The organism is Streptomyces caelestis, from assembly GCF_014205255.1.
GTDB classification, from domain to species: Bacteria; Actinomycetota; Actinomycetes; order Streptomycetales; family Streptomycetaceae; genus Streptomyces; species Streptomyces caelestis.
On the sequence record NZ_JACHNE010000001.1, the window covers coordinates 736576 to 752260 of the forward strand.

14 protein-coding genes are annotated in these 15685 nt (G+C 68.8%); 7 read left to right on the forward strand and 7 right to left on the reverse strand.

From position 1 onward, the window contains the following. Window positions 1-80: 80 nt before the first annotated feature. A complete protein-coding gene (locus HDA41_RS03300) occupies window positions 81-500 on the reverse strand; it encodes a winged helix-turn-helix transcriptional regulator (protein WP_230299820.1) in 420 nt (139 codons plus the stop codon). Window positions 501-734: 234 nt separating this feature from the next. Between HDA41_RS03300 and HDA41_RS03305 the strand changes: the two genes are divergently transcribed. Beyond that, entirely contained in the window at window positions 735-1364 is a 630-nt protein-coding gene (locus HDA41_RS03305; RefSeq protein ID WP_230299819.1) for a phytoene desaturase family protein, read from the forward strand. A 393-nt stretch (window positions 1365-1757) separates the two neighbouring features. Here HDA41_RS03305 and HDA41_RS03310 read toward each other — a convergent pair whose 3' ends face one another. Then, on the reverse strand, window positions 1758-2693 hold the full coding sequence (locus HDA41_RS03310; protein WP_184980501.1) for a LysR family transcriptional regulator: 936 nt from the start codon (window positions 2691-2693) through the stop codon (window positions 1758-1760). Window positions 2694-2821: 128 nt separating this feature from the next. Between HDA41_RS03310 and HDA41_RS03315 the strand changes: the two genes are divergently transcribed. From HDA41_RS03315 to HDA41_RS03340, 6 genes are all read left to right on the forward strand, one after another. Continuing rightward, window positions 2822-3826, forward strand: a complete 1005-nt coding sequence (locus HDA41_RS03315; RefSeq protein WP_184980503.1) for a fumarylacetoacetate hydrolase family protein — start codon at window positions 2822-2824, stop codon at window positions 3824-3826. Beyond that, the gene (locus HDA41_RS03320) at window positions 3823-4794 is read left to right on the forward strand and encodes a cyclase family protein (RefSeq protein ID WP_184980505.1); all 972 of its coding nucleotides are present in this window, start codon (window positions 3823-3825) and stop codon (window positions 4792-4794) included. The genes HDA41_RS03315 and HDA41_RS03320 overlap by 4 nt, the downstream gene beginning before the upstream one ends. A 114-nt stretch (window positions 4795-4908) precedes the next feature. After that, complete coding sequence (locus HDA41_RS03325; protein ID WP_184980507.1) at window positions 4909-6048, forward strand: FAD-dependent oxidoreductase; 1140 nt, start codon at window positions 4909-4911, stop codon at window positions 6046-6048. Beyond that, window positions 6045-7064 (forward strand): amidohydrolase family protein, encoded by a 1020-nt coding sequence (locus HDA41_RS03330; protein ID WP_230299818.1) that lies wholly within the window; start codon window positions 6045-6047, stop codon window positions 7062-7064. The genes HDA41_RS03325 and HDA41_RS03330 overlap by 4 nt, the downstream gene beginning before the upstream one ends. 10 nt (window positions 7065-7074) lie before the next feature. After that, complete coding sequence (locus HDA41_RS03335; RefSeq protein WP_184980509.1) at window positions 7075-8013, forward strand: VOC family protein; 939 nt, start codon at window positions 7075-7077, stop codon at window positions 8011-8013. Window positions 8014-8106: 93 nt separating this feature from the next. Then, complete coding sequence (locus tag HDA41_RS03340) at window positions 8107-9072, forward strand: fumarylacetoacetate hydrolase family protein (protein ID WP_184980511.1); 966 nt, start codon at window positions 8107-8109, stop codon at window positions 9070-9072. A gap of 448 nt (window positions 9073-9520) precedes the next feature. On the opposite strand, the gene HDA41_RS03345 is transcribed toward HDA41_RS03340, so the two are convergent. From HDA41_RS03345 to HDA41_RS03365, 5 genes are all read right to left on the reverse strand, one after another. Then, window positions 9521-9688: a helix-turn-helix domain-containing protein gene (locus tag HDA41_RS03345; RefSeq protein ID WP_230299817.1), complete on the reverse strand. Its 168-nt coding sequence runs from the start codon at window positions 9686-9688 to the stop codon at window positions 9521-9523. 365 nt (window positions 9689-10053) lie between these two features. Beyond that, window positions 10054-10953 (reverse strand): carbohydrate ABC transporter permease, encoded by a 900-nt coding sequence (locus tag HDA41_RS03350; protein ID WP_184980513.1) that lies wholly within the window; start codon window positions 10951-10953, stop codon window positions 10054-10056. Between the two features lies 1 nt (window position 10954). Next, entirely contained in the window at window positions 10955-11869 is a 915-nt protein-coding gene (locus tag HDA41_RS03355) for a carbohydrate ABC transporter permease (protein ID WP_184980515.1), read from the reverse strand. Window positions 11870-11900: 31 nt separating this feature from the next. Then, window positions 11901-13961 carry a beta-galactosidase gene (locus HDA41_RS03360; protein ID WP_184980517.1) on the reverse strand — a complete coding sequence of 687 codons (2061 nt, stop codon included), beginning with the start codon at window positions 13959-13961 and terminating at the stop codon, window positions 11901-11903. A 55-nt stretch (window positions 13962-14016) separates the two neighbouring features. Further along, the gene (locus HDA41_RS03365) at window positions 14017-15330 is read right to left on the reverse strand and encodes an ABC transporter substrate-binding protein (protein WP_184980519.1); all 1314 of its coding nucleotides are present in this window, start codon (window positions 15328-15330) and stop codon (window positions 14017-14019) included. Between the last annotated feature and the right edge of the window lie 355 nt (window positions 15331-15685).

Below are 15685 nucleotides of genomic sequence, written 5' to 3' on the forward strand. Positions count from 1 at the left end.
AGGGCAGTAGGCGGGCGGCGCGGGAGCGGGAGGCGCGGAGGGAGGCCGGGGTGCCGGGCCCGCGCCCCGCCCTCCGCCGGTCAGTCGGACGCGGAGGCAGGCCGGGCCCCAGGGTCCAATCTCGCGCTGACCTGTCCGGATGTGGTGATCTCGTGCCCGGAGGCGCAGGTCACCACCGTGCGGACCGGGCTGCCGCAGTCGTGATGGAGCAGGGAGATGGTGGCAGCGTCGGCCGGGACGATCCAGCGCTCGGCCCAATCGTTGAGGGCAATCAGGATGGGCAGCAGACGGCGGCCCTTGTCGGTGAGGCGGTACTCGTCGCGCCCGCGCGTACCGGGAGCCCGGTAGCGGGTCTTCTCCAGGATGCCGTGGGCGACGAGGTCCCTCAGGCGGACTGACAGCACGCTCGGGCTGATGCCGCAGTGGCGCTCGAAGTCGTTGAAGCGGCGTGTGCCGTAGAACGCCTCCCTGATGATCACGCCCGTGGTCCGCGGGCTCATCACCGGAGCGGGAGGAGCCGTCCTGATCTCCCCGGACGTCGCAACCGTCGAGCTGGACGACAAGGGCTCGGCCCTCGGCGTCGTCATGACGGACGGAAGGAGTTTCCGGGCGCCGTTGGTCATCAGCGACGCCGGTGCGCTCAACACCCTGACCCGGCTGCTGCCGGTCCAGACTCCCGCCGCCGCCCGGCTCGCCGATCCCTGCGCGCCATCGACCCTTCACAGACCTACGTCATGCTCAACATCGGGATACAGGAATCCGGCGACCGGCTCGACCTGGACCCGGCCAACATCTGGGCCCACGCCGGACGCGACATCGACAGCGACACCGCCGCGTTCGAGGCCGACCCCGAGCACCGCGCCATGCCGACGTACTTCCTCACCTTCCCGTCCGTGAAGGACCCGTCGTGGGAAAGCCGGTATCCGGGACGCACCACCATCGACATCGCGGGACTGACCACCTGGTCGCTGTTCGAGCCGTACGCGGGCAGCGCGTGGATGCGCCGGGGCGCCGACTACGAGCGCCTCAAGGACAGGCACACCGAGGAACTACTGGGCCAGGTCTTCCGCTTCTGCCCCCAGCTGGAGGGCCGCATCGACCACACCGAGCTGGCGACGCCGCTCAGCTTCAACCACTTCCTCGGCAGGGAGAAGGGCGACTTCATGTCCCTCGCCCACACCCCGCAACGGTTCGCCCTGCGTGACCTCGGCGCCCACACCCACATCCCCGGCCTCCGCCTCACCGGCCAGGACGTGGCCTCGGCCGGCGTCAGCGGCGCCGCCATCATGGGCGGCGTCGTCGCCTCCGCCGCCCTGGAACGCGAGCCCTGGAAGACCTCGCGACCGGATGAACGACGATGGTGAGGCAGCGAATGCAGCGTACGCACGTACCCCGACCGGATCTCGCCACGCAAGGACCGCTTCCGCGCCGCGCCTGACGGCAGACACCACCACGCCCCTGAGCGACACCGACTTCGTCACCCCGTTCGAGGACCGGTACTTCGAGGACTACGCGCGACGGCGGCGACAGTACCGTGGCCGCTGCGATGAACCCGGCCGTGTCCGCATGGCTCGCTCTCATCCACCGCGCCTTCCTCAAGCCCTGGCGAAGACGTGCTTGTCCTGGGCGCCACCGGCTACGCAGGGTGGATGGCCGTCCAGCTCGCCCGCCTCCCCGACATGGGCAACCCTCACCGCGGCGGGAGGGCAGGACCGGAGCGCGGCAGCGTCTTCGCCCTCGCAAGGCCCAACCCATCCTCAACTCGGCGGACTGGAGATCGTGGGCCGCCCTGCCTCCACGGCCTCGGCGACCCGGGCCGTCGTCTCCCGCAGCCACATGTGCGCCGCGTCGTGCATGTGGACCGGATGCCACCACAAGGCCTGCTGGATCGGCACGGCGTCATAGGGCGGTTCCATGATGCGGACGTGTGCGAGTCCGTCCAGCTCGTCGGCGAGACGCCTCTGAAGGAGAGCTACCCGGCGGGTGCCCGCGACCAGGAGTGGCATCAGCTGGAAACTGTCGACGGAGACCGCCACGCGCGGCTCGATGCCGAGCGTGGCGATCTGGCGGGCGGCGGGGGCGTCGTAGGCTCGTTGGTACGTCACCCATGGCAGTCGGGCCAGGTCGTCGAGGGTGAGCTGCTCGCCGACCTCGAGGTTGTCGTCGGCGACGAGGAAGACCCAGCTGTCCTGGTAGAGCTCGACCGTGGGGAAGCCGCGAATGATGCCGTGGGGCAGCAGTAGCCCGTCCACGGTGCTGAGCAGCGACCCGGTACTGTCAATGATTTCGTTCGGTACCTGTTTGAACCTGAGCCGGATGCCTGGTGCCTCGGCTTGGATGGTGCGGGCGAGCTCGGCGCCGAAGACGGCAACCGCGTAGTCCGAGGCGATCAGCGTGAACTCATGTTCCTCGCGGGAGGGGTCGAACTCGGCCTGACTGGCGAAGACGCGCTCCAGCAGGTCGCATGCGGTGGTGGTTCGGTCGAGGAGGGCCTGCCCGAGGGCGGTCAGTTCGTACCCTCCGCCCACCCGGGCGAGCAGGTCGTCGTCGAAGTGGCGGCGCAGCCGGGCCAGGGCCGCGCTCATCGCGGGTTGACTGAGCCCGATGCGCCGGCCGGCCCTGGTGACGTTGCGCTCCTGCAGGAGGGCGCGCAGGGCAACGACGAGGTTGAGGTCCAGGCTGGCCAAGTTCACGAAGCATCCCGATTCCGGAGCCGGCACCATCGGTATTCACCGGCTGGATTCTTATATACAGGAAATCGATTTCCCTGATTGCAATCTACGGGCCAGATTGGTGGCACCGCAATCGGGAGGAAATCTCCGTGACATCCGCAGCCACGTCGGCGCCCTTCACCCCCTTCTCCGGACCGTTCGCCATCGGCACCCTTTCGGCACCGGGCGAGACCAGGTTCCCGGGCCTAGTGGCCCCGGACGGCCAGGTGCTCGACCTGCGTACGGCACTGGACGAACCCGCGTTGACCACGCTCGCGCTCCTGGAGCGCTGGGACGAGGAGCTGCCGCGGCTGCACACCCTCGCCGGGGACCCGACGGGCGACTGGCGGCCGCTGGCGGAGATGGCGGTGCACGCGCCCGTCGAGCCCCGGCAGATCTTCCAGTCCGGCGCCAACTACCGGCAGCACGTGATCGATCTGGCGGTCGCACACCGCGCCCCGGACGCCCCGGGCACCGTCGAGGAGGCCCGCGCCGAGGTGGCGGCGGTCATGGACAAGCGGGCCGCCGAGGACCTCCCGTACGTCTTCATCGGCCTGCCGACCACGATCAGCGGTCCCTACGACGACGTGGTGCTGCCCGCCTGGGCCGAGAAGCCCGACTGGGAGCTGGAGCTGGCCGCGGTGATCTCCCGCCCCGCCTACCGGGTTTCTGTGGAGGAGGCGCTGGAGTACGTCGCGGGCTACACCATCGCCAACGACCTCACCGACCGCGCGAGCGTCTTCCGCCGGGACATGCCCCCGATCGGCACCGACTGGCTGCGCAGCAAGAACGCCCCCGGCTTCACCCCGCTCGGCCCGTGGATCGTCCCGGCCGGCTCCATCGCGGACCCCTCCGACCTACAGGTCACGCTGAAACTCAACGGCGAGACCATGCAGGACGAGTCCACCAGCGACATGATCTTCGGCGTCGCACGGCTGGTCTCGTACATCTCCCAGACCGCCCGACTGCTTCCCGGCGACCTGGTCCTGACCGGCAGCCCGGCCGGCAACGGCATCCACTGGGGCCGACTGCTGCGCGACGGCGACGTGATGGACGGCTCCGTCACCGGACTCGGCACCCAGCGCACCCGCTGTGTCGCGGAGGAGGACCGATGAGCGCCGACCGTATCGACCGTACCGATCCCGAGGCGGCGATCGCCGAGGCCGCGAAGGCGTACTCGAACTGGGGCCGCTGGGGCGAGGACGACGTGCTCGGCACGCTCAACTTCCTCGACGAGGCCAAGCGCCGCGAGGGCGCGGCCCTGATCCGCGACGGCGTCAGTTTCTCCTTGTCACAGGCCTTCGACATGGACGGCCCGCAGAAAGGCTGGCGGCGGCGTACGAACCCGGTGCACACGATGCTCGCCACCGGCACCGACGCCGCTCTGGGCGGCCAGGGCTTTCCACACGGTTTCGGTGGCGCCGACGACGTGATCGCCATGCCCTTGCAGTGCTCCACCCAATGGGACGGGCTCGGGCACATCTTCGATCACGGCACGGCGTGGAACGGCCGCCCGGCGGAGAAGGTCGTCACCTCCGAGGGAGACCTGGTCACCGGCATCGAGCACATGGCACCGCACGTCGCCGGGCGGGGCGTCCTCCTCGACGTGGGCCTGGTCATCGGCCAGGACGGCGAACTGCCCGACGGCTTCGCGATCACCGAGGAGCACCTGACCGCGACCGCCGCCTCGCATCGTGTGACCGTCGGTCGTGGCGACCTGGTCCTCGTGCGCACCGGGCGGCTGGCCCGCGCCCGTCACGAAGGCTGGGGCGACTACGCGGGCGGACCGGCGCCGGGGCTGAGCTTCAGTACGGCCGGCTGGCTGCACCGGAGCGAGATCGCCGGGATCGCCACCGACACCTGGGGCTTCGAGGTGCGGCCCAACGAGTTCGACCACGCCTTCCAGCCGCTGCACCAGGTCGCCATCCCCCACATCGGTCTGCTCATCGGGGAGATGTGGGACCTCGACGCCCTCGCCGCACATTCCGCAGCCGACGGCCGGTACGAGTTCTGGCTCACCGCCGCGCCACTGCCCATCACCGGTTCCGTCGGCTCACCGGTGAATCCCATCGCCGTCAAGTAACGCCCTGGACGGCCGGGCGGGCCGCGCCCGGACGGCTACGCCACCCTCGCCCGCCCGGCCAGCAACACCCCCCTTGCCGCTCGAAGTCGCGCGGCACCATCTCAGGGAGAACCCATGAACGACCCCCGTCCCCGCACCGTCCTCGTCATAGGCGGTGGCGCGTCCGGCAACGCCGTGACCGTGCTGCTGCGGCGGGCGGGCATCGCCGTGGAACTGATCGAGGCCAAGCCCGACTGGAACGTGCTCGGCTCCGGCATCACCCTCCAGGGCAACGCGCTGCGCGTGCTGCGCGAAGTGGGCGTGTGGGACAAGGTCCGGGAGAGCGGCTACGCCGTCGACGCCGTCGGCCTGGCCGCGCCCGACGGGACCGTGTTCCATGTCCAGCAGGACATCCGCACCGGCGGGGACGACCTGCCCCCGATCTTCGGCATGCAGCGGCCCCGGCTCCAGGAGATTCTGTGTGAGGCCGTTCTCGAGAGCGGCGCGGCGATACGCCTCGGCACCACCGCCGAGGAACTGGTCCAGGACGCGTCCGGCGTCACCGCCCGGTTCAGCGACGGCACCACGGGCCGCTACGACCTTGTCATCGCCGCCGACGGCGTCGGCTCCCGCACGCGCGCGATGATCGGCATCAGCGACAAACCCGAACCGACCGGCATGGCCATCTGGCGCGTCCCCGCGCCCCGCCCCGAGGGCGTGGAGCGCATGGTCCTGGCCTACGGCGGAACCTGCTACATCGCCGGCTACTGCCCCACCAGCAAGAACACCCTCTACGCCTACCTCGTCGAGGCCAACCGCGACCGCGCCTCCATCGACCCGGCCTCGTACGCGGACGAGATGCGGCGGCTGGCCGCGCCCTACGGAGGCGCGTGGCCGGAGATCGCCGCGAGCATCACCGACTCCGCCAAGGTCAACTACACCTGGTTCGACCGGCTGCTCGTCGAGGGCTCCTGGCACCGCGGCCGGGTCGTCCTGATCGGTGACGCGGCCCACGTCTGTCCCCCCACGCTCGCCCAGGGCGCGGCCATGTCGCTGGAGGACGCCTCCGTACTGGCCGAGATGCTGGGCGAGGAGCAGGACTGGAGTTCCCTCGACGCCCTGCTGACCGGCTTCTACGAACGCCGGATCAACCGTGTCCGCATGGTGGTCGAAGCATCCGTGCAACTCGGTCAGTGGCAGCTGGACGGCGTCCGTGACGCCGACGCACCCGGTCTGATGGGCCGCACGATGTCCGCCCTGAAGGAGACCCCGTGAACTCCGTGAGTTCCCAGAACGGCGCACCCACGATCGACGTCCACGCGCACGTCCTGCTCCCTCAGGTCGAGGACGCCGTCGCCGGACACCCCGGGCTGGCCGCGGCACGCGATCTCGACGCCCGCCGCAACGGCCCCGAGGCCATCGCCGTCAGCGGCCCGATGTTCCGCGACCGCTTCCCGAAACTGACTGACGTCAAGGCCCGGCTCGCCGCGATGGACGCCTCCGAGGTCGACGTCCAGCTGGTCTCACCGTCTCCGTCGCACTACCACTACTGGGCCGACGAGCACCTGGCCCGCACGGTGTGGGAACTGGCCAACGTGGGCACCGCCGCGCACGTCGCCCAGGCCCCGCAGCGGCTGCACGGCCTCGGCCTCGTCCCGCTCCAGCACCCGGGCCTCGCTGTCGAAGCCCTCGAGCACGCCCTCGGCCTGGGCCTGCGCGGTGTCGAGATATCGAGCCACGCACCGGGACGCGAACTGTCGGACCCCGCGTACGAACCATTCTGGACACGGGCCGAGGAAAGCGGCGCGATTCTCTTCCTGCATCCCTTCGGCTGCACGCTCGACGAGCGCCTCAACCGGTGGTACCTGTCCAACACCGTCGGCCAGCCGACCGAGAACGCCGTCGCCCTGTCCCATCTGATCTTCTCCGGAGTCCTGGACCGGCACCCGGGCTTGCGCATCGTCGCCGCCCACGGAGGCGGCTATCTGCCCACCCACATCGGCCGCTCCGACCACGCCTGGCTCGCCCGCACCGACACCCGCGGCTGCGCGCACCCGCCCAGCAGCTATCTCAAGCAGCTGTACTTCGACTCCCTTGTCCACGACCCGGACGTGCTGCGCGAACTGATCCGGGCAGCCGGCCCCGACCGGGTCCTGCTCGGCTCCGACTTCCCCTTCGACATGGGCACCAAGGACCCGCTCGGCGCGCTGCGCGACGTCACGGACCTGCCCGCCCCCCACTTCCACGCCGTACGCGGCGGCAACGCGGCAGCACTGCTGCGTCTCACCTGAGGAGCCCGACATGACCAACCGTCTGCTCACCCACCTGCGGCACGTCGACCTGGCCGTGCCGGACTACGACAAGCAGCTCGACTTCTACGCCGGCGTCTGGGGCCTGACCAAGGTCGCCGAGGACTCCGGCATCTCCTTCCTGGCCGCCGAGGGCTCCCCCGAGCAGTACATCGTCCGGCTCCGCAAGGCCGAGGAGAAGCGCCTCGACCTCATCTCGTACGGCGCGGCGAACCCCGCCGACGTGGACACACTCGCCGAGCAACTCCTCGCGGGTGGAGTGCGGTTGATATCCCAGCCGGGCAAGGTCGACACCCCCGGCGGCGGCTACGGCTTCCGCTTCTTCGACATCGACGGCCGCACCATCGAGGTCTCGGCCGACGTCGAGGCGCGCCGGCACCGTCGTATCGAGGAGAAGGAGTCCATCCCGGTCCGTCTCTCGCACGTCGTCCTGAACTCCCCCAACATCAACGCCACCCGCGCCTGGTACGAGCAGCACCTCGACTTCCGGCTGTCCGACACGATGGCCTTGCCACACATGGGTGAGGTCATGCACTTCATGCGGATCAGCAACCAGCACCACTCCATGGCCATCGCCAGCGGTCCGCACACCTCCCTGCAGCACCTCTCCTTCGAGATGCGCGGCGTCGACGAGTACATGCGCGGCTCCGGCCGCGTGATGCGCTCCGGCGCCCGCAAGATCTGGGGCCCTGGGCGGCACATGGCGGGCGACAACACCTTCACGTACTTCCTCGACCCGCACGGCAACACCGTGGAGTACACCACCGAGCTCGAAAAGCTGGACGAGGACACCTGGCACCCGCACATCTACGACCTGACGAAGCCCGAGAACGCCGACCAGTGGGGCACGTCCAACCCGATGAACGAGATGGTCGCCAAGGAGATGCTCAACGACGTCGACCGCGGCGTCTTCGTCGCTCCGCCGGTCTGACCCCTTGACCCCGGGGGCTCGGCGCACTCCCCCGCCATGCCGTGCCGCCGCGCCCCCGGCCTGTGCCATCCCACCCAGCTCCCTAGGAATGCCATGCGTTTCGCCACGTACGAACAGCACGGCCGCAGCCGTCTCGCCACCGTCGAGGACGACGGCACGCTCTACCCCTGCCCCGGCGCGGGGACGCTTCTCGACCTGATCCAGGCCGGTCCCGAGGCGCTGCGCGAGGCGGGCAACGCAAGCCTGGACGTGCCGCGCGGCCCGCACGTCTCCCAGGTGCGTTTGCTGCCGCCGCTTCAACCGCCGTCCGTACGCGACTTCGTCACGTTCGAGGAGCACGTCGAGGGTGTACGACGCAGCATCGACGGAGTCTCGGGCGCCCCGGACGCCTGGTACGACGCGCCCACCTTCTACTTCACCAACCCCTACGCGGTCATCGGCGCTCACGAAGACGTCCCCGTGCCGCCCGGCAGCCAGGCAATGGACTTCGAACTCGAAGTCGCCGCGGTCATCGGCCGCGAGGGCCGCGACCTCACCCCTGAGCAGGCCCGCGACCACATCATCGGCTACACCATCTACAACGACTGGTCCGCACGCGACCTCCAGTCCCGTGAGATGCAGGTCAGCCTCGGCCCCTGCAAGGGCAAGGACACCGCCACCACCCTCGGCCCCCACCTCGTCACCGCGGACGAGCTGGAGCCCTACCGCGACAGCGACGGATTCCTGCGCCTGGCGCTGACCGCCGAGATCAACGGCGAGGTCGTCGGCAAGGACCTGCTGTCCCACATGAGCTGGACCTTCGAGGAGATGACGGCATACGCCTCCCGCGGCACCTGGGTACGCCCCGGTGACGTCCTCGGCTCCGGCACGTGCGGCAACGGCGGCTGCCTCGCCGAACTCTGGGGCGTGCGCGGCCGCCAGGACCCGCCGCCGCTCAAGCCCGGCGACACCGTCACCCTCACCGTCGAGGGCATCGGCACCGTCTCCAACACCGTGGTACCCGGTGCCGAACCGGTGGCCGTCCCTCGCGCCCGTAGGCGCCCGCGAACGCGCCCGTGAACCGCGAGGCGTAATCTCGTCGCCAACGGCGGCTGGTCGACGGTCTTGCCCGGCTCCTCCGTTCGATCCCTGGTCGACCTCCGGCGGCTGTAAGGACCCGAACGTGAACAAGGTCAGCGCGAGCGCCGCCGAGGCGGTGGCCGACATCTGCGACGGGGCCTCGCTCGCCGTTCGATCCTCACTCAGCTCGGTGAGATCGACCGGGCCGAAGCCCGTTTCACCGCACTCCTCGGCCTCGGCGAGGCGCACGACGCCGCTTCCTGAACCACGTGGCCGGGGCCGCGCCCGCCCACGGCGGGGCGGGCGTTGCTCCATGGCACCAGGCCACCCGACGCACGCCTCGCACAGAACGCCAAGCGTTCAGCGGGAAGTCGAGAACACCTCTTCTACGCTCCGCGACCGTCGGTCAACGCATCGCCGGGATCCGCTCGGAAGCGGCCGAGCGCGGTCAGGGGTTCGCCGCCGAGGAATCGGCCACCAGCCGGGCAACGGGTACGCTCAGGACCACGGCGATCGGGAACAGTGTGCCCCCCGTGGGATTGCGCGCGCCCTGCTCCAGATTCGAGAGCGTCTGCTTCGCCAGCCCCGCCTGCCGGGCCAACTCCGCCAGGGACAAGCCCCGTTGCTCTCCTGGGGTGGGGCTATTCCGTCAGCGTGCCCATCGCTCGGTCGAGCAGTACGGCCAGGGAACGGTCCCCCCCTCCCCCCCCCCAACAGGCCCCCCCGTCGCGGCCGCGTCCAGACAGGCGAGCGCGGCCCCGGAAAGCGCGTTCGGCCCGACCTCCTCCGGCTGGTCGGGTGCGTGAGCACGTCGAACGCCCTGCGCAGCGGCTCCCATGGACGCATCCGTGCTCGATGCATGCCGCCGGGCCACAGGTTCTCGTCCACGACGATATTGCCGTTGTGCTCAAAAAGCTGTTCCAGGACGCCCAGCCCATCGGCGGCGGGGTGACGCGCCCGGTCCGTCCTCGTGCAGCGCTGCTACTTCATTCCCGTGGTGGCGATTCCCTTGACGAGATAGCGCTGGCCGACGAGGAAGACGATGAAGACCGGGATCAGCGTGATGACGGACATCGCGAACAGTGATCCCCATGAGGCTCCGCTGGTGGCGTCGACGTAGTTGCGCAGGGCTACGGGCGCCGTCTGCAGTTCGGGTTTGGTCAGGTAGATCAACTGGCTCAGGAAGTCGTTCCACGTCCAGATGAAGGTGAAGATGGCGGTGGTGGCCAGGGCCGGCAACGAGATCGGCAGCAGGATGCGGAAGTAGATGCGCCAGTACCCCGCCCCGTCGATCTTGGCCGCCTCGTCCAGCTCGGTGGGAAGACCCCGGAAGAACTGGACCATCAGGAAGATGAAGAAGGCGTCCGTGGCCAGGAACTTGGGAACGATCAGCGGGAGGAACGTGTTGACCCACTCGATCTTCGAGAACATGACGTACTGCGGGATGATGAGCACGTAGACCGGCACCATGAGGGTCAGCATCATCATGCCGAAGAAGAAGGCCCGCCCGCGGAACTTCAGCCGCGCGAAGGCGTAGGCCGCCATGGAGCAGCTGACCAGGTTGCCGAGCAGCGCCCCCAGCACGACGATCGCCGAGTTCAGCAGGTACAGCCCGAACGGGTGCGAGAGGGCGTTCCAGCCGTCGGCGTAGTGGCTGAAGTCGGTCTTCGTGGGCAGCAGTGAGGGGTCACGGAAGATCAGGGCGTCGGGTTTGATCGAGCTGGCGATCATCCACAACAGCGGGTAGACCATCACGAGCCCGAAGGCGATCAGCACCACGTGCTTGAGCCTGGCGCGTATGCGGGCCGCCCGCCGGTGTCGGTGCGCGGCAGGCGCGGGAGCAGGGGAAGGGGCCGGGGCTGCGGCCTTCAGGGGTGTCATCTCACTTACCGTCACCGTAGAACACCCATCTCTTGCTGAAGTAGAAGTTGATTGCAGTCAGGAAGCCGACGATCACCACGAGCAGCCATGCCATGGCCGAGGCGTAGCCCATGTGGAGCCGGCCGAAGCCCTCGTCGTACAGGTACAGCGAGTAGAAGAGGGTCGAGTCCGAGGGGCCTCCCGTCCCGCCGCTGACGACGAACGCCTGGGTGAAGGACTGGAAGGAGCTGATGACCTGGAGAACGAGGTTGAAGAAGATGATGGGGGTGAGCAGCGGCAGGGTGACGTGCCGGAACTGGTGCCGGCGGCCGGCGCCGTCGAGGGCGGCGGCTTCGTAGTACTGCTCGGGGATCTGCCGCAGGCCGGCCAGGAAGATCACCATGGAGGAGCCGAACGTCCACACGTGCAGGACGACGAGGCTGTACAGCGCGGTGTCCGGGTTGGAGATCCAGCCGGGGCCCTGGACGCCGAACAGTCCCAGGAACTTGTTCACCAGGCCTTCGGTGCCGAAGACCTGCCGCCACAGGATGCCCACCGCGACCGAGGCACCCAGGAGCGACGGCAAGTAGTAGACGGACCGGTAGAACGCCAGCCCCTTGATGCCCCGGTTGAGGACCATCGCCAGGGCGAGGGCGACCGCCAGCAGCAACGGCACGCTGAGGACGACGTAGAGGAAGGTCACGCTCAGGGACTGACGCAATCGGGGGTCGTCGAGCATCTTGGCGTAGTTCTCGAAGCCCACCCACTGCGGAGAGCTCAGCAGGTTGTAGTCCGTCATCGAGAAGTACAGCGAGGCGATCATCGGACCGAGCGTGACGCCGGCCATGCCGACGAACCACGGCAGCAGGAAGACCCATGCGGTCCGTTCTTCTTTCCTGGCCGCCCGGCTCAGGGGTGGTCTGCGAAGCACAGTCATCGTCCTCGGGTTCTGGGATCGGGTGCGGGGTTCAGGAGCCGCTGGGTGACGGTTCGGCGTGTTGTGCCGCGGCCAGCGGACTGCGCACGACGGCGACGTCCGCCGCTTCGAGGACGAGGGTCTCCCCGGCCTCGATGGGGCGTCCGGTGATCAGGTCGGTGCCGGAGCGGTCGAGGGTGACCGTCGCCTTGTCCTGCCGGTGGTTCAGCAGGAAGAGGTACGCGCTTGTGTCGGTACGTCGCTCGGTGACCTCGACGCCCCGCGGTGCGGCGTGCACCGGTCGCACCCCGGCCAGGTCCAGGACGTGCCGCACCAGAGCCTCGAGGGCGTCGTCGTCCAGACGTGTGCCGATGTACACGGCACGGCCCCGGCCGAGTTCGTGCTCGATCACCGCCGCCTTGCCGGCGAGATGGCCCTTGCGGTAGACGGCGAGCGGTCGGGCGGTCTCCGTTACCAGGTCGTCCTGCCACACCGAGGCGGTTGCGAAGAATCCGTTCAGCGCGGTCTTCTCGGCTGCCGCCCGGACCGGCACCGCGGCCCCCGCGGGCAGCGGCGAGAACTCCTGGACGTGCGCTCCGATGATCTCGCGCAGGGCGCCCGGGTATCCGCCTTCGACGATCCGGTCGTCCTCGTCGACGATCCCGGAGAAGTACGAGACGACGAGATGGCCGCCGTCTTCGACGAACTTCCGTACCGCCGCGCTGTGTTGGCGTGTCATCAGATACTGGTTGGGGACGACCAGGACGCGGTAGGGCGACAGGTCGTCGTCGAGGGTGACGACGTCCACGGCGACCTGGCTGTTCCACAGGGCCCGGTGGTGCCGGGCCACGAGGTCGCGGTAGTCGAAGGTGTTGTCCGGGTGGGCGCAGCCTTCCACGGCCCACCAGTTCTGCCAGTCCCACACGATCGCGACCTGCGCGCCGGTCCGTGCCGTGGCGACCTCGTCGATGGCCCGCAGCTCGTTGCCGAGCGCCTTGACCTCCTGCCAGGTCCGGGTCTTCTCACCTCCGTGCGGGAGCATCGCCGAATGAAACTTCTCCTGGCCCTGGGGTGAGGCCCTCCACTGGAAGAACATCACCGCGTCGGAGCCGTGCGCGACGGCCTGGTAGGAGCCCAGGCGCATCCGGCCTGGCTGCTTGACCTGGTTGGTCTTCCACTGGCTCACCGCGCCGGCCGCCTGTTCCATCAGCATCCAGGGCCGGCCGTTGCCGAGCGAGCGCATCAGGTCGTACTGGAAGGCGGCGACGGCCATCCAGTGGGGCTTTCCCGGGTCGGGGTAGCAGTCGAAGGCGACGACGTCGAGTTCCTTCGCCCATCGGTGGCTGTCGGTCAGTCGGCAGCCGAAGAAGTTGGTGGTCGCCGGCACATCGGGAGTGATCGCGTGGAGCAGGTCACGCTCCCGCGTGAGGAGTTCCAGCAGGTTGTCGGAGGTGAAGCGCGAGAAGTCCAGCTCACGGGAGGGGTTGACCCAGCCGCGTACGGGCTGGGGCAGGTGCACCTGGGACCAGTCGCCGTAGCGCTGGCTCCAGAATGCCGTGCCCCACCGGCGATTGAGCTCGTCCAGCGTGCCGTACCGCTGCCGCAGCCACGCGCGGAAGCGGTCGTCGCACCGGTCGCAGAAGCAGTCGGAGTGGTACTCGTTGCCGATGTGCCACATGGCCAGAGCGGGATGCTTCCCGTACCGCTCGGCCAGCTTGGTGGCGATGCGCCGGCTGCGGTCCCGGTAGACCGGGGAGGACGGGCAGAAGTGCCCCCGGCTCCCGATGCCGTGCCGCACCCCCTGCCGGTCGACCGACAGGATCTCGGGGAAGTCCGTGGCGAGCCACGGCGGCGGTGCGGCGTTCGGGGTCGCGAGATTGACATGGATGCCGTTCGCCCACAGCAGGTCCATGATCTCGTCGAGCCAGGAGAAGTCGAACCGGCCGTCGGCCGGCTCCAGCACGGACCAGGAGAAGATGCCCAGGCTCACGAGCCGCACTCCTGCGGCTCGCATGAGCCGGACGTCCTCCTGCCACACCTCCCTCGGCCACTGCTCCGGGTTGTAGTCCCCGCCGTAGACGACTCCCGGCAGTCGACGGTGAAAGGTGCTCATGCGCGGATCGGACACAGCGGGGACTCCTTTCCGGAGTGCTACTACGTGTGGCTGCTCAGAGCTGAGACTTGATCTCGGAGATGAACTTCTTGGCCGCCGCCTTCGGCGACAGACGGTCGAACAGCACGTCCTCGTTGAGGCGCTGGAAGATCTCGGGGACCGCGGGACCTGCCTTCGCGTTGGGGATGTGCAGAGCGGTCGGCTTCATGGCGTTGACACGGCCCAGGTAGTCGGCGATCCGCTTCTCCGCGGGGGACAGCTCCGGCGTGATCGCCTTGAGCACCTCGGGGTTGTTGGGGACGCCACGGTCGAACTTCTGGATCTTGGCCGCCTCGGGCGAGTTGACCAGGAAGTCGAGCAGCTCCGCGGCCTCCTTGGGGTGCTCGGTCCGCGCGGAGGCGCCGAAGAAGATGCCGGGCTTGGTGTAGGCGCCGACCTGGGAAGCCCCCTTCTCGCCGGGGAAGAGGAGCAGCTTCGCCTCGCGTCCGCTGGCGCCTTCGAGCGCACCGAGCTGGGTCACGGACACGTCGGTCATGGCCGCCTTGTGCTGGGCGACCAGGCTCTGCTCGACACCGGCTCCTGACGACAGTGCCTCGACCGCCGCGTCCGCACTGGTCGTGCCGCCGCTGTCACGCAGCTTGACGACCCACTTCCAGTAGGCGGCCATGGTGCCCTCGGTGAAACCGATCTGGCTGCCGTCCCCGGTCCAGTAGTCCTCGCCATGCTGTCGCAGCCACGGACCCAGGTCGTTGGGGTAGAGCGGCATCACGGTGCCGACCAGGCCCTTGGTCTTGGAGATGGCCTTGGAGATCTTCACGTAGTCGTCCCACGACCACTTGGTGTCATCCGGAAGGGGCACGCCGGCCTTCTTGAACGCCGCCGGATCCGCTGCGATGCCGAACGCGCTGTCGCCGGCCGGAACACCGTAGAGGCCGTCCTTCACGGCCGTCGCCGCCATGGAGTTCGCGGGCAGCTTGTCCGTGTGCAGTACGTCCTTGACCTTCTTCAGGTCCATCAGCTGCCCGTTGTCGATGTAGGAGTACATGAACGGGTCGGTGATCTGCAGGACGTCGGGCATGTCATTGGCGGCCGCGCTGGTCGACAGCTTCTTCCAGTAGTCGTCCCAGTTGGAGTACTCGGGCTGGACGTCGATGTTCGGGTGCTCCTTCTCGAACACCGCGATCATCTGCTTGGTCATCTCGTGCCGGGAGTCCGAACCCCACCAGTTGAACCGGATGACGGTCTTGCCGCCGTTGCTCCCGGAGGAGTCTCCGGCGCAGCCCGCGGTCAGGACGAGGGCGAAGACCGAACAGGTCAGCCCGACCGCCCGGAGTGGGGAGCGTCTGTTCAGACGGGACGAGTGGTTCATGTTGGGGCTCCTCTGCTGCCATCACTGGGCGGTGCGCCCAGACCGGGGAACTTCGTCTCAAGAAGCCGGCGTGCGACGTCGGCCGTCTCGCCGCGTGGCGGCGGACTGCACAACTCGGCTGCTTTGCGGGCCGCGAAAGTTACCTGCGATCCGCGTGCCGACAGCCGACCCGGCTCGTCGGAATCCGGGTGGGCTGCAGCGGCTCTGGAAGGGGTTGGCGTGAACGTACGCTGGAACCTTGGGTCGGTGTGCCGAGCTGATCCGCGGGGTTGACCGCGAGCATCGCACCGAGCTGAGGGCTGTGTGCGTCAGCAATAGTGAACGTTCACACGGTGAGCGTAATAATCGACTACAT